Annotated in this window: 16 protein-coding genes; 4 read left to right on the forward strand and 12 right to left on the reverse strand. The window is 47.1% G+C overall.

Translation table 11 applies throughout. From position 1 onward, the window contains the following. The first annotated feature begins 26 nt into the window (after positions 1 to 26). On the forward strand, positions 27 to 419 hold the full coding sequence (locus EDD67_RS08015) for an ectoine synthase (protein ID WP_093072215.1): 393 nt from the start codon (positions 27 to 29) through the stop codon (positions 417 to 419). Positions 420 to 826: 407 nt separating this feature from the next. On the opposite strand, the gene EDD67_RS08020 is transcribed toward EDD67_RS08015, so the two are convergent. Further along, positions 827 to 1,132: a hypothetical protein gene (locus EDD67_RS08020; RefSeq protein WP_123875821.1), complete on the reverse strand. Its 306-nt coding sequence runs from the start codon at positions 1,130 to 1,132 to the stop codon at positions 827 to 829. 107 nt (positions 1,133 to 1,239) lie between these two features. Here EDD67_RS08020 and EDD67_RS08025 point away from each other — a divergent pair, with 107 nt between their 5' ends. Both EDD67_RS08025 and EDD67_RS08030 read left to right on the forward strand, forming a co-directional pair. Next, positions 1,240 to 2,274 carry an AbrB family transcriptional regulator gene (locus EDD67_RS08025; protein ID WP_280524549.1) on the forward strand — a complete coding sequence of 345 codons (1,035 nt, stop codon included), beginning with the start codon at positions 1,240 to 1,242 and terminating at the stop codon, positions 2,272 to 2,274. Positions 2,275 to 2,284: 10 nt separating this feature from the next. Beyond that, complete coding sequence (locus EDD67_RS08030; RefSeq protein ID WP_121438638.1) at positions 2,285 to 2,680, forward strand: thiol-disulfide oxidoreductase DCC family protein; 396 nt, start codon at positions 2,285 to 2,287, stop codon at positions 2,678 to 2,680. 18 nt (positions 2,681 to 2,698) lie between these two features. On the opposite strand, the gene EDD67_RS13905 is transcribed toward EDD67_RS08030, so the two are convergent. The 3 genes from EDD67_RS13905 to EDD67_RS08040 are packed head-to-tail and all read right to left on the reverse strand — an operon-like array spanning position 2,699 to position 4,268. After that, entirely contained in the window at positions 2,699 to 2,854 is a 156-nt protein-coding gene (locus EDD67_RS13905) for a hypothetical protein (protein WP_154718729.1), read from the reverse strand. Positions 2,855 to 2,880: 26 nt separating this feature from the next. Further along, on the reverse strand, positions 2,881 to 3,774 hold the full coding sequence (locus EDD67_RS08035) for a 5'-3' exonuclease (RefSeq protein ID WP_121438637.1): 894 nt from the start codon (positions 3,772 to 3,774) through the stop codon (positions 2,881 to 2,883). Then, positions 3,771 to 4,268 (reverse strand): DNA-deoxyinosine glycosylase, encoded by a 498-nt coding sequence (locus tag EDD67_RS08040; RefSeq protein ID WP_158638122.1) that lies wholly within the window; start codon positions 4,266 to 4,268, stop codon positions 3,771 to 3,773. The genes EDD67_RS08035 and EDD67_RS08040 overlap by 4 nt, the downstream gene beginning before the upstream one ends. A gap of 163 nt (positions 4,269 to 4,431) precedes the next feature. On the opposite strand from EDD67_RS08040, the gene EDD67_RS08045 reads away from it, so the two are divergent. Then, complete coding sequence (locus EDD67_RS08045; RefSeq protein ID WP_093072209.1) at positions 4,432 to 5,130, forward strand: hypothetical protein; 699 nt, start codon at positions 4,432 to 4,434, stop codon at positions 5,128 to 5,130. A gap of 90 nt (positions 5,131 to 5,220) precedes the next feature. Here the strand turns inward: EDD67_RS08045 and EDD67_RS08050 are convergent, their stop codons facing one another. From EDD67_RS08050 to argB, 8 genes are all read right to left on the reverse strand, one after another. Continuing rightward, positions 5,221 to 6,291, reverse strand: a complete 1,071-nt coding sequence (locus tag EDD67_RS08050; protein WP_121438635.1) for a branched-chain amino acid aminotransferase — start codon at positions 6,289 to 6,291, stop codon at positions 5,221 to 5,223. Positions 6,292 to 6,435: 144 nt separating this feature from the next. Next, positions 6,436 to 7,821 carry an argininosuccinate lyase gene (gene argH / locus EDD67_RS08055; RefSeq protein WP_121438634.1) on the reverse strand — a complete coding sequence of 462 codons (1,386 nt, stop codon included), beginning with the start codon at positions 7,819 to 7,821 and terminating at the stop codon, positions 6,436 to 6,438. 66 nt (positions 7,822 to 7,887) lie between these two features. Next, entirely contained in the window at positions 7,888 to 9,111 is a 1,224-nt protein-coding gene (locus EDD67_RS08060) for an argininosuccinate synthase (RefSeq protein WP_093072206.1), read from the reverse strand. 76 nt (positions 9,112 to 9,187) lie between these two features. Then, complete coding sequence (gene argF / locus EDD67_RS08065) at positions 9,188 to 10,111, reverse strand: ornithine carbamoyltransferase (protein ID WP_121438633.1); 924 nt, start codon at positions 10,109 to 10,111, stop codon at positions 9,188 to 9,190. Beyond that, positions 10,104 to 13,358, reverse strand: a complete 3,255-nt coding sequence (carB, locus tag EDD67_RS08070; RefSeq protein WP_121438632.1) for a carbamoyl-phosphate synthase (glutamine-hydrolyzing) large subunit — start codon at positions 13,356 to 13,358, stop codon at positions 10,104 to 10,106. Before carB ends, argF begins: the two co-directional genes overlap by 8 nt. Next, complete coding sequence (locus tag EDD67_RS08075) at positions 13,337 to 14,434, reverse strand: carbamoyl phosphate synthase small subunit (protein ID WP_121438631.1); 1,098 nt, start codon at positions 14,432 to 14,434, stop codon at positions 13,337 to 13,339. Before EDD67_RS08075 ends, carB begins: the two co-directional genes overlap by 22 nt. Further along, positions 14,431 to 15,630 (reverse strand): aspartate aminotransferase family protein, encoded by a 1,200-nt coding sequence (locus tag EDD67_RS08080; protein WP_244922840.1) that lies wholly within the window; start codon positions 15,628 to 15,630, stop codon positions 14,431 to 14,433. Before EDD67_RS08080 ends, EDD67_RS08075 begins: the two co-directional genes overlap by 4 nt. Continuing rightward, positions 15,623 to 16,423 carry an acetylglutamate kinase gene (gene argB / locus EDD67_RS08085; RefSeq protein ID WP_121438629.1) on the reverse strand — a complete coding sequence of 267 codons (801 nt, stop codon included), beginning with the start codon at positions 16,421 to 16,423 and terminating at the stop codon, positions 15,623 to 15,625. The genes EDD67_RS08080 and argB overlap by 8 nt, the downstream gene beginning before the upstream one ends. Between the last annotated feature and the right edge of the window lie 10 nt (positions 16,424 to 16,433).

Below are 16,433 nucleotides of genomic sequence, written 5' to 3' on the forward strand. Positions count from 1 at the left end.
TATTACTGTACTCAGGAGGAGAAATTATGAAAACAGTTCGTTTAGAAGATGTAATCGGAACAGAAAATGAAGTTAAAGGCGAGAATTGGACAAGCAGACGCCTGATTTTAAAGAAAGACAACATGGGCTATTCCGTTCATGATACAACGATCAAGGCCGGAACGGAAACGCACCTTTGGTATAAACACCACCTCGAATCTGTCTACTGTATTGAAGGCGACGGCGAAGTCGAAACATTAGCGGATAACAAAGTTCATAAAATTACGGCGAATACGATTTATGCGCTTGATCAGCACGATGAACATCTGCTTCGCGCGAATACAGATATGCGAATGGTCTGTGTGTTTAACCCGCCGGTCACCGGTCAAGAAATTCATGACGAAGACGGCGCTTATCAACTCGTAGACGATGACTCGTAAATACCTAAACCGGCTGCTTTTGCAGCCGGTTTTAGACTGTAGACAAACTATATTTTTATATCAGCCATGAATCCACTACCCTCCGCTTGCCCCGGGCAAGGACTCAGCTAGTATTCGGCGGTCTGAGGCCGCCGAATCCGGATCTTCGTCGCTTGCTTTCGAGGCTGCTGAAAAAGTGCTGGATAAACAAAGTCGGCGTTTATTTATGAGCCGCATAGAATAAAGAATATTATGAGCCCTCCGCAAACTCGCTTGCCGCGGGCAACGCCTCAGCCTCCTCAGAAGCGAAATCGCTTCTTGTGGGGTCTTCGGCAGTTGCTTTTCCCGCAGGCGTCGAGTTTGCTCCAGTCTCATAAAACTTCTCAATCTATAAGGGAGAATAAATATGCAGTCACCCAATTGATCATCTACTTTTTCAGCAGCCTCCTTGCTTTCCCGGAGGCGTCGGAGGAGTGGATGGATGGCTTCTTTTTTATGAATACACTCGTTTTGAATAAAAGAGGATGACCCAGCATCCCGGCTTTTTCCTGCGGGATAGCGAGACAGACGAGACCCTGCAGGGCATCAGCCCGAAGCGGCTCGGCGCTCGCCCGCGGACTAGTAAGACACGGCGAAGTCTTTTTGAGCCGATGTCGCAGTGATACCTTCAGGTGAAAGAAGCCGGACGATGCGTCGTCATCTGTTCTATTTAACATGACATCTAACGATGGCATGACTTTGTCAACACTAAACCGGCTGCTTTTGCAGCCAGTTTTTTTGCTGCGATCATCTTTATGATACAATGAATAAAACCAAAACCGACAGAAAGCGATGGAATTTGATGCGACTCTTTTTGACCGTTCTTTTAGGAAGTGCCGGCGGAACAATATTTATGTATTTGAATACGCCAATTCCCTGGATGCTCGGGCCGTTAACAGCGGTGATGCTTGTCCAATCGCTCAGTTCTTTTCAGACGTTTTGGCCGGTTACGATCAAAAACAACGGTCTCATCGTTCTCGGTGTATCTTTCGGCCTCTATTTTAATGCAGAATCGCTCGCCGCAATCGGTCCTTACCTTCTTCCTTACGTAACGTTAGCAATCGCAATCATTGCCGTCAGTATTTTGCAAAGCCTAATCGTTACGAAATGGATTAATATCGACCGCTTATCAAGTGTTTTCGGCGCAATTCCCGGCGGATTGACAGAAATGGTCATCGCCGGAGAATCACTCGGGGCCAAACCTTCGTACGTCATTGTATTTCAAACGATCCGATTGCTGTTAGTGCTCTTTGCTGTTCCGTTTTTCGTCGTGCATATGTTTTCGTCCGACGCTGCGGTGACGGCTGATACCCTTACAGATGAAGGCGGCGCGTTTGCAGCGCTCGACGCGGCTTGGCTGTTACTTCCGGTTTTAGCGGCCTGGAAATTTCACCGCCTCCTTCCTGCCGGCTGGATTGTCATTCCGATGCTTGTGACAGCTGTTCTTGCTGTCAGCCCGGCTGCGCTTCCGTCGATGCCTGAGCCGATCTTTCTCGCGGCCCAAGCTGCTGTCGGAATCTCCCTCGGAAAACAAATTTTACTGCAAGATATTAAAAAAGCCGGAAACTACGGGTTTGTTTACGCCGGTTTAGCTGTCAGTTTGATCATTGTCTCCTTTGGGTTCGGCTTTCTCCTCGCACGCTGGACGGCGATGGATCTGCCTACGGCTTTATTGAGTACGGCGCCGGGAGGATTAGTTGAAATGGTTTTAACAGCTTCAATGGTCGGCGCGGATCCTTCTGTTGTCACATCGCTGCAGCTGTTGAGAATTTTATTGATTATTCTGGTTATCCCCGCCTTTTTGAAATGGCTGTTTAAACGGATGATTCAGGTTTAGGAGGAATTACGTGAAAGATATTATTCTTTTTGACGGCGTTTGCAATTTATGTCATCGCGGCGTTCAATTTATCATTAAGCGGGACCGTCATGACAGATTTCGATTTGCTTCACTGCAGAGCGAAACGGCCAGCCGATATTTGCCGAAAAAAACCGAATCCGCTTTTGGGGATTCGATTGTTTTGATTGAAGCATCCGGAGAAATTTCGACCGCTTCGACAGCTGTGATAAAAATTTCCCGCCGGCTCTATCGTATTTATTTTTTAACAGCGGTGTTTTTGCTCGTGCCAAAACCGTTCCGGGATGCGTGCTACCGGATCATTGCCCGCAACCGCTACCGCTGGTTCGGAAAAAAGGATGCCTGCCCGCTCCCCTCTCCCGAGCAACGGAACAAATTTCTTGATTAACTGTTGAGTGCGGCTGTTTTACCGCGGTTTTCTTCGCAAAGCTTTGCGTTCTGCCTGCGGTACGCATTGAAAACAAACGTGCACCGTTTCATCGCGCTCATTCAAATAGACGGTTGTCTCACGTGTTTTTTTGCCGCAGATGGCACATGACTTGCCGAAAATTTTTTTAAACATACGAGAAGCCTCCTTTCGATATTCCGTCAGCTTCGCCGCGGCGTCAAAATCCCCCGTTCTGCTGCTTTTTCCTGCAATTCTTGCTGACTTTTTCCGAGTTGAACGGATTCTGCCGGGAGCGATCTCACAGCGTCTAAATCGGTTATAATCGTGGCCAGTTCATAACTGATGTTCACTTTTTCTTCGCCTTCGATCAGTTTTTTCTTATAACGTTTAAAACGTTCATCTAATTCCCCTTGCGCAAGGACCTGATAGAGGGTTTGCAAATCACCGTATGTCTGAATAAGCGGGTAAGCTGATTTTTCGCCGACACCGGGACACCCGGGAATGTTATCGGATGGGTCGCCTAACAACGCTTTAACGTCAACCCATTGCGAAGGTTCCAATTGAAATTCTTGGCGAAACAGTTCAGGCCGGTAAATCACTTCTTCTTTCTTTTTTGCAATCACTTGAGCGACATTTTCATTGATCAGTTGAAGCATATCTTTATCGTTGCTGTAAATCCATACATTGCCGTTTACGCGGCTAGGCCAGTGCCGGCTCCAGGTGCCGATAACATCATCAGCTTCGTACCCGGGAGCATCCATTTGATGAATCCCGGCTTGCATGAGCAATTCTTTGATCAGTTCGTATTGATCGACAAGCGGTTCCGGTAAATCTGATCGTTGCGCTTTATAAAAATCGTACTTCTGCGTTCGTAAAATATCGCTTCGTTTCCCGTCCCAGGCAATAGACAGATCGGTGACTGCATATGTGTCAATCAACTGCTGCAGTTTTTGCAAAAAGACGCGGGCAGCATTAATGTACTCTCCGCGGCTGTTTTTCGGCAGCTCATCGATATTTCGCCCGTAAGAAGTAGCAAAATATCCTCGGCTCAGCAAGTTGAAGCCGTCAATCAGTAAAAAATTCTTTTCGTTCATAGCGTCCTCCCTACCTCGATATAGTGCGAGAAAAACTCCCGCCAGAGCATGGTTTTTTCTGCGAATGATTTAACGTTTTTCCCCGGCACCGGACTCGTAGACGGCAATTGTTTGCGCTCGAACGGCAGCACTTCGTGAATGTTTTCCCATTTACGCAAAGAGTCAGTTGCTTTTGTCCCGTTCAGTGCGAGAGCGCACAGCTTTTCCGGGTAACTTAATAAATTTTCAAGCGGATTGTATTGTTCATTTGTTATGCGCTGATCGGCGCTCCCTCTCCGATCGCAAGAAGCGATCACATCCCAAAGACCGACTCCGCGGTCAGTCAAGCGGGCAAGTTTCGTTTGATAGTTCATAGAAGGAAAAGGTTCTTGAAAAATTTCCGCCATTATGTACCAAAAGTGGTTGCGCGGATGCCCGTAATATTGCTGATATTCAATCGATCGTTCACTCGGCATTGAGCCGAGCACAACGATGCGTGTATTTTTTTTCAACACTGGTTTCAATCCGTAGCGATACGTTATCATCATCTCCTTTTCGAACAGCTGCACCAGTATTTCAGTTTAGCATAATTTATGCTTAAACAGAATAAATTGCATGTTAGAGACTGAACATGTAAGATAAACTATGCGTATTAAAACTGAAGGAGATTTGACGTATATGCTCGGACCGTTTTTTATCGGAATTGTTTTTATTATTATTCATCTGCTTGCAAACAGCATTTTGCCGACCGAGCGGCTGAAAAGAATTCGTTGGTTTTCATTCTCCGGCGGTTTAGCCGTGTCGTATGTCTTTGTGTATATTTTACCGACACTGCATACCGTTCAACAAGATATTGATGACCCGTTCGCGATGGAGTCGGAAATTTATTTCATCGGACTGCTTGGAGTATTAATGTTTTTTGGCAGTCAGCTGTTTGTCAGACAAAAAACCGAGTATACGATGTCGTCTTTTTGGCTGCAAATCAGTTTCTACTCGGTATACAATATGATGGTCGCCTACGTTGTTCTTTCGACAGAAGTGACCGGTATTCAGGCTGTCTTTTACAGTTTTGCCATCGGGATGCACTTTATTGCTGTTGCGCATGATATGTGGCGGGAATTCTCCGATTTGTACAATAAAGTCGGCCGTTATATTTTAGCGCTGGGGATTGTTGCCGGCTGGCTTATTGCTTTGTTTATCGATTTCGTTCCGCTTATGCAGGCATTTATTATCGCGTTTATTTCCGGGGCGATGATTTTAAACGTATTTAAATATGAATTGCCCAATGATAATGAATCGCATTTTCCGACGTTCGCTTTTGGCGTTGTTGTCTACACACTGATTACGATGTCGTTGAAATTTTTCTTTGAATGGTAAAGCGCCGCAGGTAATGCGCGTGACCATGGCAAAAAAAGCTGCCTCATCGGCCGGATTTTTCCGGCTGGAGGCAGCTTTTTTAATGCCGTGCTACACTTCTGTAACCCAGTTGAAATGGTCTTTGACAGTCCCGGTTTGAATCCCGGTGAGAGTGTCATAAAGTGCTTTGGTTAATTCGCCGGTTTCGCCGTCTTGTACCTGATATTGCGTCTCGTCGATCGTAAACGCGCCGATCGGCGAGACAACAGCTGCGGTTCCGGCCCCGAAAGCTTCTTCCAACTTGCCTTGACGGTGCGACTCAATGACTTCGTCAATCGTAATTTTCCGCTCAGTGACGGGCACGCCCCACGATTGCAGCAATTCGATGATCGATTTTCTTGTAACCCCTTCCAAGATGCTTCCGCTCAGCGACGGAGTGATGACTTCGCCGTTAATCTTAAAGAAAATATTCATACTGCCGACTTCTTCAACGTATTTTTTTTCAACTGCATCGAGCCAAAGTACTTGGGCATGACCGGAATTCGAAGCTTTTTCCTGAGCATTGTAGCCGGCGGAATAATTGCCGCCGGTTTTAGCCATGCCGGTTCCCCCTTGAGCAGCACGGGTATATTCTTTTTCGACTTTAATTTTCACCGGATTGATCCCTTCCGGGTAATAAGAGCCGACCGGCGATAATATGACAAACAGCTGATAGGAATGGGACGGGTGCACGCCTAAGTTGGGCTCGGTTCCGATAATAAACGGGCGGATGTACAGCGATGTGCCCGGTTCGCCGGGAACCCAGTCTTTTTCAATTTCGATCAGCTGTTTAATGTATTCGAGCATTTCTTCTTCGTTAAAAGAGGGGATACTCATCCGTTCATTCGACCGGTTCATCCGCTTCATGTTTTCTTCAGGGCGAAAAAGTAAAATTTCGTTGTCGGCGCTGCGGTAGGCTTTGAGCCCTTCAAACACCGATTGGCCGTAATGAAAAATCATTGACGCCGGGTCGAGCGAGATCTTTTCGTATGGCCGAACTTGCGGCTGATGCCAGCCGTTTTCCTCCGTATAGTGCATTGTAAACATGTGATCTGTGAACATGCGTCCAAAGATTAACTCGTTAGGATCCGGCTTTTCTTTTTTTGTCGGTGCTTCAATCCACTCTAATTTTTTAACTGTCATACGTCTGCGTCACTCCTCTAATTTCTTTGCGCGCCTCGGTTTTTGCTTGCAAACCGATCTTCCGTATTGCTTTAACGCGTTAGTGTGCACCCATTCTATCATATCTTGTTTTGCACAGACAGCTTTTTTAACCGAATTTACCGATTATTCCGTCTTTTTTTCCAGCGTCCGGCCCGCTTGTTTCAGTTGCTCTTTGACAGCTGTTTCTGAAGTGCCGCCTTCGCTCGTGCGTGCATTCATCACTGACCGAGGCTCGAGCACAGAAAAGATATCTTCTTCAAATGACGTGTGAAATGCTTGAAATTCTTCTAATGTTAAGTCGAGCAAGTATTTGTTTTCGTTAAGACCGTAAAGAACAATTTTTCCGATCACTTCATGAGCTTCACGGAAAGGCAGCCCTTTATTAACGAGGTAATCAGCGATATCCGTCGCGTTGGAGTAATCCGTATGAACCGCGCGCTGCATCGTTTCTCGGTTTACCGTCATCGAAGCAATCATCGGCGCGAGCATATCAAGAGCGGTTTCAACGGTGTGTACCGTATCAAACATACCTTCTTTATCTTCTTGCATATCTTTGTTATAAGCGAGGGGAAGCCCTTTAAGCACCGTCAACAATCCGACGAGATTGCCGTTAACTCTCCCTGTTCGCGCGCGCAGCAGTTCCGGAACATCGGGATTTTTCTTTTGCGGCATAATACTTGAACCTGTGCAAAAGGAGTCATCCAGTTCGATAAAACTGAACTCTTCGCTCATCCAGATCACAAATTCTTCAGACAGCCGGGAAATATGTGTCATGATCAAACTTGCCGCCGACATGAATTCGACGATGAAGTCGCGGTCGCTGACCGCATCCATGCTGTTAGGGTAGACAGCTTCAAATCCAAGCCGCCGCGCCGTATCTTCCCGGTCGATCGGAAATGTTGTGCCGGCGAGGGCACCTGCTCCGAGCGGAGACCAGCTGATCCGTTTTAAACTGTCATTTAACCGGCCGTAATCGCGTTCGAACATCCAAAAGTAAGCGAGCATATGATGGGCAAACGAAATCGGCTGCGCCCGCTGCAAATGAGTATACCCCGGCAAAATGGTGTCGGTATGCTCGCCGGAAAGATCATAGATTGCCTGTTGCACATCGGCGAGTTTTGTCATGATCTGTTCAGTTTTGTTCAGTAAATAGAGATGCATATCTGTCGCGACCTGATCATTTCGGCTTCTTCCGGTGTGAAGTTTTCCGCCGACGGCGCCGATTTCATCAATCAAGTGTTTCTCAATATTCATATGAATATCTTCGTGTTCGGGCGAAAATGACAGTTGTCCGTCGCGCAGTTTTTTCTGGACAGTAAACAGACCCTGTTCAATTTGCGCTGCCTCATGTTTTGTTAAAATCCCTTGTGATTCGAGCATGTAAACATGCGCCAGGCTGCCTTCAATGTCTTGTTCTGCGAGCTTGTAATCAAACCCGATTGATGCCGTTTCTTTCTCAACAATTTTATTCGTTTCTTTCGTAAACCGGCCGCCCCACAATTTTGACACGGTTTGCTCCCCCCTTATCGAATTGAAGAAAAGGTGCAGATTGCTCTACACCTTTTCCATCGCTCATTATTTGCTTGGATTTGCCGCTTCCGGTTCCTTTTTGTGAACTTCTGAATACGTTTTCGTCGTCAGTCCCCACAGTTTAATAAATCCTTCGGCAGCGTAGTGATCAAAAGCGTCCCCTTTAGAATACGTCGCGAGCTCTTCGTTGTAAAGGCTGTTTTCGGAATGACGCGCGACGACCATGTGCGTGCCTTTCCAAAGCTTCACTTTGATTTTCCCGTTGACATCTTTTTGTGTCTCATCAATAAATGCTTCCAACGCGTTTTTGATCGGCGAATACCAAAGGCCGTCATAGACGAGCTGGGTCATTTTTTGATCGATGTTGACTTTATACTGGGTTACTTCTTTTGGCAATGTTAAAAATTCGAGTTCTTTGTGCGCATTGATTAAAATCAGCGCAGCCGGTGTTTCATAAACTTCACGCGCTTTAATGCCGACGAGTCGATTTTCGATATGGTCGATCCGGCCGATCCCGTGTTTGCCGCCGATAACATTCAACTCTTTGATCAGTTCGGCTAAGGACATCGACTGTCCGTTTAACGCTGTCGGTTCGCCGTTAACAAAGTCGATTTCAACGTATTCCGGCTCGTCAGGAGCATCAGCGATTGATGCCGTCCAATCAAACGCTTCTTCCGGCGCTTCGTTCCAAGTATTTTCGAGTACGCCGGCTTCGCAGGCTCTGCCCCAAATATTAGCATCGATCGAATACGGCTTTTCCAAGTTTACAGGAATTTCAATGTTTTTTTCCTTCGCGTAAGCAATTTCTTCCTCGCGGTTCATCCCCCATTCACGCACCGGCGCGATGACTTCTAAGTCCGGGTTGAGCGCTTGAATCGATACCTCAAAGCGAACCTGGTCATTGCCTTTGCCTGTGCAGCCGTGGGCGACCGCTACAGCGCCCTCTTGTTCGGCAACTTCTACGAGGAGCTTTGAAATTAGCGGCCGTGACAGCGCAGACGACAGCGGATATTTTCCTTCATACATCGTGTTGGCTTTCAATGCCGGCATTAAATAATTTTTTGCTAAAAGTTCTTTCGCATCGATAATGACGGCTTTTGATGCGCCGACTTCATAAGCTTTCTCTTTCAGTTGATTTAAATCTTTGCCTTCGCCGATCTCAAGACCGAGCGCAATCACATCATAATCGTATTGCTCCTGTAAATATTTTATGCATACAGATGTATCAAGGCCACCTGAATAAGCTAAAACGACTTTTCCCTTACTCATTAACAATCTCTCCTCTGATCAGTATTTTTATCTATACTAACGTATTTTTATACATCTGTCTACAAAAAAATTAAATTTACAGCAACTTTTTTAATAATGCTTTTTGCGCGTGCATCCGGTTCTCTGCCTCTTCAAATACGAATGAGCGCGGCCCGTCAATAATCGAGGCGCTGACTTCTTCTCCTCTGTGGGCAGGCAAGCAATGCAAAAACATGTAATTCGGGGCAGCGGAAGAAACGAGAGCGACGTTCACTTGATACTCGGCAAACTTTTCTATCCGTTCGGCTTCTTCCGTTTCATTGCCCATACTGGCCCATACATCGGTAAGAATGACGTCAGCATCGGTAATTGCAGCGGCAGGATCATGCGAAAACTGAAAGGAGCCGCCGTTTGTTTCATGAAGACTGTGCACTTTGTTTGTAATATCCGCTGACGGTTCGTACCCTTCCGGACTGGCGACGTGCATATTCATACCCATTAATGCAGCGCCTTCCATCAAAGAGTGCGTCATATTATTGTAGCCGTCACCGATAAAACACATCGTTAATCCCGTTAAGTCTCCTTTTTCTTCGCGTATCGTCATGAGATCGGCGAGCACTTGGCAAGGGTGGTGCTCATCGGTTAAGCCGTTAATGATCGGCACCTCGGCATAATGAGCAAATTCCTCTATTCCGCTGTGTGCAAACGTACGGATCATCAATCCGTCGACGTAACGGGAGAGCACATTGGCTGTGTCATGAATCGACTCGCCGCGGCCGAGCTGAATGTCGCGGTGACTGAGAAACAGGGCATGACCGCCTAACTGCATCATGCCTGCTTCAAAAGACACACGGGTACGCGTGGATGATTTTTCAAAAATCATTCCGAGCGTTTTGCCGGAGAGATCATCATGGTTGATCCCGCTTTTGCGTTCATGCTTTAACTTGATCGCTTCATCAATCAGTTCCAGCGTTTCTTCCTTTGTAAAATCCGTCACAGTTAAATAATCACGTTTAGTCATTTAAATTCACCTCGGGGTCGGCTGTTATCGATGCTGCTAAATAGCGGTGCAATGCTTGCGGCCGTTCATTGACATCATCGGCAATTAAAACATCAGACATCGCTTTAAACGTATCGAGACTGGTGAAATACGGAACATCAAAACGGACGGCCAGTTCACGAATAAAAAACCCTGTTTTTTCTTTTTGTCTGCCTTGACTGGCAATGTTTAAGACGATGTGCGGCGGATATTCTTTAAAGAGCGTGCTTAATTCTTTTTTCGTACGGTAAATATGATCGGCCGGATACCCTTGTACACTGAGCCACTCGGCGGTTCCTTCTGTGGCAAAAATCGTCACCGGACTGTTCAAGAGCGCTTGAATATACGGTTTAGCGTCATCCTTCATCCGGTCGCTCAAGGATAAAAATACCCGCCATTTATCCTCTTCCGGATCTTTTTTCGGTTTCATTGCATGGAACGCTTTAGCCATTGCCCGTTCTTTCGACGTTGACAAACCGATTAATTCCCCGGTTGATTTCATTTCAGGACCGAGCACATGATCGACGCCCTTTAGTTTCGGTGCGGAAAATACCGGCGCTTTGACCGTATAAAAATTCGGCTCCTTCATCAAGTCCGTCTCTTTGACCGTCTCGTTCAGCGGTATCCCCAGCTGAGACTGGACAGCATGCTCAATCATCTTCACGCCGGTAACTTTGCTCATGATCGGCACCGTCCGGGACGAGCGCGGGTTGACTTCTAAAACGTAAATGGTTCCTTGATGAAGCACGAATTGAATGTTCATCATCCCGATGACATCCGCTTCTTTTGCAATCGTGCGGCTGATTTCGGTAATTTTATTTTTTTCAGCCGCTGTTAACGATACCGATGGAAAAATCGTTACGCTGTCGCCGGAATGTACACCCGCTTTTTCCAAGTGTTCGAAAATTCCCGGTATCACGATATCATTGCCGTCGGAAATAACATCGACTTCACACTCTTTACCGGGGACGTACTGATCGACCAACAGCGGCCAGCAACGGTCGGCAGTGTCTTCTTGAATACGTTCGGAGTAAGCGATCAGTTCATCATCATCGTAGCAAATAAACATCGATTGCCCGCCGATGACGTAAGAAGGCCTGATTAACACAGGGTACCCGAGCTTTTTAGCTTCAGCGAGCAGTTGGTTCGATTCGTAAGCGATCGAGCCGGTAATGTGGTCAATGCCGTATTCGTTCAGCATTTGATAAAACTGATCGCGGTCTTCTAACCGGTCGATGTTCGCCGGTGATGTGCCGAGGACATGAAATCCGAGTTTTTTGAGCGAATCGGCAAGATTGATCGCTGTTTGCCCGCCGAACTGAACAATGACGCCGTCGATATTTTCCGTCCGGGCAACGGAATAAACGTCTTCCAGCGCAAGCGGCTCGAAATAAAGACGGTCGGCGACGGTATAATCAGTGCTGACCGTTTCAGGATTGTTGTTAATCACGATCGCTTCATGCCCGAGCTTTTTGACAGCTTCTGCAGCGTGCACAGAGCAATAATCAAACTCAATCCCTTGGCCGATTCGGATCGGACCGGATCCGAGCACAAGAATCCGCTTTTTGTTCCCTTCTCTTACAGCTTCATCTCTGCCTTGCCATGTTGAATAATAATAAGGAGTTTCGGCATCAAATTCTCCGGCGCATGTATCAACGAGTTTATAAGCCGGATTCAAGCCGAACGATTCATAAATTTCCCGCAAATGGGCAAAAGACATGTCGAGCGTGTCAGCAATCCACTCGTCACTGATGTTTAAGCGTTTGATCTTTTTCAATGTTTCTTCGGTTAAAATCGTATGCTGCTTGTGTCGAATCTCTTCTTCCATCATTACGATATTGTTCACTTTTCGTAAAAACCAGCGGTCAATCTCAGTGATTTGATGCAAATCATCTTCAGAGTTTCCGCGCCGGATCGCCTCACTGATAACGAAAAGGCGCTGATCGTTCGGTTTTTTAAGGTGTTCTTCGATCCACGCATCGTCTTTTAGCTTCATGCCGGGGAGCTGAACTGACAATGTATTTTGTTCCAGTGAACGGACGGCTTTGTTCAGCGCACCTTCGAAAGTCCGGTCGATCGCCATTACTTCTCCGGTTGCTTTCATTTGCGTCCCAAGCTCACGGTCTGCTTCGGGAAATTTATCAAATGGAAAGCGGGGAAGCTTAACGACAATGTAATCCAGCGCCGGTTCAAAAGAAGCGTATGTGCTTCCGGTAATCGGATTAATAATTTCATCAAGCGCATAGCCGAGGGCACACTTTGCCGCGATTCTTGCAATCGGATAGCCGGTTGCTTTACTTGCAAGCGCAGACGAGCGGCTCACACGCGGATTCACTTCAATAATGACATAATTTCCGGTTGCAGGCTCAACGGCAAATTGAATATTGCATCCCCCGACGACATTTAAAGCGCGGATGACATTTAATGAAGCGCTCCGCAGAATTTGGTATTCATTGTCTGTCAATGTTTGCGAAGGAGCTGTGACGATCGAATCGCCGGTATGAACACCGACCGGATCCATATTTTCCATGTTGCAGACGATCGTGCACGTATCGTTATGATCGCGCATCACTTCGTATTCAACTTCTTTCCAGCCTTTGATGCTTTTCTCGACGAGCACTTGATGAATCGGGCTTAAGTGCAGGGCGTGTTTTAACATTGAGCGCAGTTCCTCTTCATTGTAGCAAAACCCTCCGCCGGCGCCGCCGAGGGTATACGCCGGACGAAGAATGACCGGATAACCGATTTGTTCAACGAATCTGATGCCTTCGTCGACGCTTTCTACGATATGGGACTCAGCAATCGGCTCGTTTACCTCGATCATTAATTCACGGAAAAGGTCGCGATCTTCCCCGCGCCGAATCGCTTCAACGGATGTGCCGAGCAGCTTAACATTGTATTTTTCAAACAGACCGCTGTTGTAACAGTCAACGGTTACATTGAGTCCTGTTTGCCCGCCGAGTGTTCCGATCATGCCGTCAGGTTTTTCTTGTTGAAAAATGTACTCGACAGATTGAGCGGTCAAAGGTTCAAAGTATACACTATCGGCAATCGTGTCATCAGTCATGATCGTCGCCGGGTTGTTGTTGAGCAGAACAACCTCAATCCCTTCTTCTTTGAGGGCGAGACAAGCTTGAGTTCCGGCGTAATCAAACTCAGCAGCCTGGCCGATAACGATCGGTCCAGATCCGACGACTAACACTTTTTTTATGCTTCCATGCTCTCCCATAACGAAAGTCCTCCCATATTTACTGTATCGATAAATTGATTAAAAATGTAAGCTGTGTCGTTCGGTCCCGGGTGGGCTTCCGGGTGGAATTGAACGCCGATCATCGGCAAATGCTTGTGCTTAAATCCTTCGACTGTGCCGTCGTTAACATTTTTTAAGAAAAAGAAAAAATCATCGGAGTTGATCGAATTAAACTCGACTTCGTAGCCGTGATTTTGCGAGGTCATCCACACTTTTCCGGTTTCGATATCTTTGACGGGGTGGTTTCCGCCGCGGTGGCCAAACTTCATTTTCTTCGTTTTTGCTCCGTGTGCGAGTGCTGTGACTTGATGACCAAGGCAAATACCGAGCGTCGGATAAGTTAAGCTGAGCTCTTTTATATCTGAAAAGATCGGAGTCAGTTCCATCGGATCTCCCGGTCCGTTGCTTAAAACAATCCCGTCCGGGGCGAGCCGGTGAATCTCATTCGCCGGAGTGTCAAAGGGAACGACAGTAACGGCGGCATCCTGCTGCAACAGCGCATTTAAAATCGAGTGCTTATGGCCAAAATCAAGCAGCACGATATGCGGTCCGTCTGCTGAATCGTAGGAAGTATGATCAACTTCGGCTGCTTGTTTCACATAGCGGCCGTCTTTCGGCGGTTTTTTGAGTGATTCGGGTTTAACGAGTTCGGGGTTTTTGGTTAACACCGCGGTCACTGTGCCATGACGACGAATTTGCATGACAATCTCCCGCGTGTCGACGCCTTCTAATCCGGGGATGCCTTGCCGGACCAGTTCATCCTCAAAGGTGGACTTTGCCCCGGCGTGATTCGGTTCTTTGCAAAGCTCATTCATAATCACTGCCGAAGCCTGAATTTGGTTGCTTTCCGCATCGTTTTTCTGCCAACCGTAGTTGCCGATAAGCGGATACGTAAACGTTAATATTTGCCCTGTATAAGAAGGGTCTGTCACCATCTCTTGATAACCGGTCATGCTTGTATTAAACACGAGCTCGCCGGAAATATCTGTATCGGCGCCAATCCAGTTTCCTGTAAAAACATCGCCTGTTTCCAACACTAAATAGCCCATTGTCATTGTACATCCTCCGTTTCATGCAAATTTTGCAAAGACTGCGCGAATTTTTCCAAGAAGAAATCGGCTTCCTCGAGATCCGTATTTAACGGCGGCAGCACGCGCACAACTTTTTCACCTGCTGGAAGCGCAAGCACGTTACGCTCCCGCAAATCTGCTAACAGCGGCTTAACGGGCTGAGTTAATTCAATGCCGATCATCAGCCCCGCTCCGCGAACGTCCTCTATGACGGAATGTGTGAGTTTAAATTCGTTCAGCTTATCAAATATTTTTTCGCTGACTTTTTGGACGTTGGTTAAAATATCCGTTGAGAATAAAGTCTCTGCAGAAGCCAAAGCCGCACTCATAACCAGCGGATTTCCGCCGAATGTGCTCCCGTGACTCCCTTGAGAAAAAGATGCAGCGAAAGTATCCTTTGCAATCATTGCCCCGACCGGAAGGCCGGAACCAAGCCCTTTCGCGACGGTAACGATATCCGGTTTAATCCCGTACTGTTCGAATAAAAACGGGGTGCCTGTCCGGCCCATGCCGGTTTGTACTTCATCGACGATCACCGGTATGCCGAGAGATTGTGCTTTCGTTACAAGATTTTTCACCCAACCGGAATCGGCGGGACGGACCCCTCCTTCACCTTGGATCAATTCGAGCATAACTGCCTGAAGCGGCGCATTGTTTAAAATATCGAAACTTTCAACGCTGTTGAACGGCTGATAGACGAAACCGGGTGTTAAAGGCTCGAATCCGTTATGAATCTTCGGCTGAGCAGTGGCGGCCATCGTTGTTCCGGTCCGGCCGTGAAAGGAGTCTTCAAAGGTTAAAACAGACGTTCTGTTGTATTCCCCGAGGTCGTTCCAATATTTTTTAACGAGTTTAAGCGCTGCTTCATTCGCTTCTGCGCCGCTGTTAGCAAAGAAAACCCGGTCCATGCCAGCCGTCTTTGCCAACAGTTTGGCGAGTTCCTCTTGTTTCGGGATATGAAAAAGATTTGACGTGTGCCAAATTTTCGCAAGCTGTGATTCGAGCGCTTCAGCGACGGCTTGCGGACGGTGGCCGAGATTGCAAACGCTGATCCCTGATGTGTAATCAAGATAGCTCGCTCCGTCGCTTGCAACAACCCAGCTCCCTTCGCCGGACGCCAATTCTAGCGGAAATCTGCTGTACGTATTCATGACATAAGAAACGCTGTTGCTGTCAAACATGATAGACATTGTCCTCCTTAATAAATTTTGTGCCGACATTTGCTGCATTTTGGTAGTCAGACAAACTCGATGGCTGTTTGCCGTTAAGGATAATCACTTCGTTGACGCCTTTTTCAATACTCGTTAAGGCAGCTTGAACTTTCGGAATCATCCCCCCGTAAATAATGCCTTGATCAATAAGTGTTTCAGACGACGAGGCGGTCAATACGCTGTGATGGATCCAGCCTTCTTCGGTTTCTTCCATGACACCGTCGACGTCGGTCAAGTAAATTAACGGTGCATCGAGTTTAGCCGCAATCGCACTCGCAGCTGTATCAGCGTTAATATTGTATGCTTCGTGCTGTTCATCTGACCCAAGCGGTGAAATGACCGGTACCCATGAGGCTTGTAAAAGCGAATGTAACAACGCAGGATTGACAAATGTAATGTCGCCGACGTAACCGAGTGCTTGTTTGTCTAACGGTTGGACAGAGAGAATATCGCCGTCTGTTCCGCTTATCCCGAGTGCATGAACGCCGCAATGTTGAAGTTTGCGGGCAAGCTGCTTATTTACTGTTCCGCTCAAGACCATTTCGGCCACGTTTAATGTTTCGGCGTCAGTGACACGCAGTCCGTCTGTAAAACTGGTCGGAACATCCAATTTTTCGAGCATTTCACTGACGTGCGGGCCTCCGCCGTGGACGATCAACGGATCAATTGCTTCATTTGCACAAAAAGAAGCAATATTCTCGCACAGTTCATCCGGAATCGGGTCCAATAAACTGCCGCCTAGTTTAATTACAATCGGATTCAATCTTCATCCC

The sequence above is a fragment of the Salisediminibacterium halotolerans genome, assembly GCF_003814815.1.
GTDB lineage: Bacteria > Bacillota > Bacilli > Bacillales > Salisediminibacteriaceae > Salisediminibacterium > Salisediminibacterium halotolerans.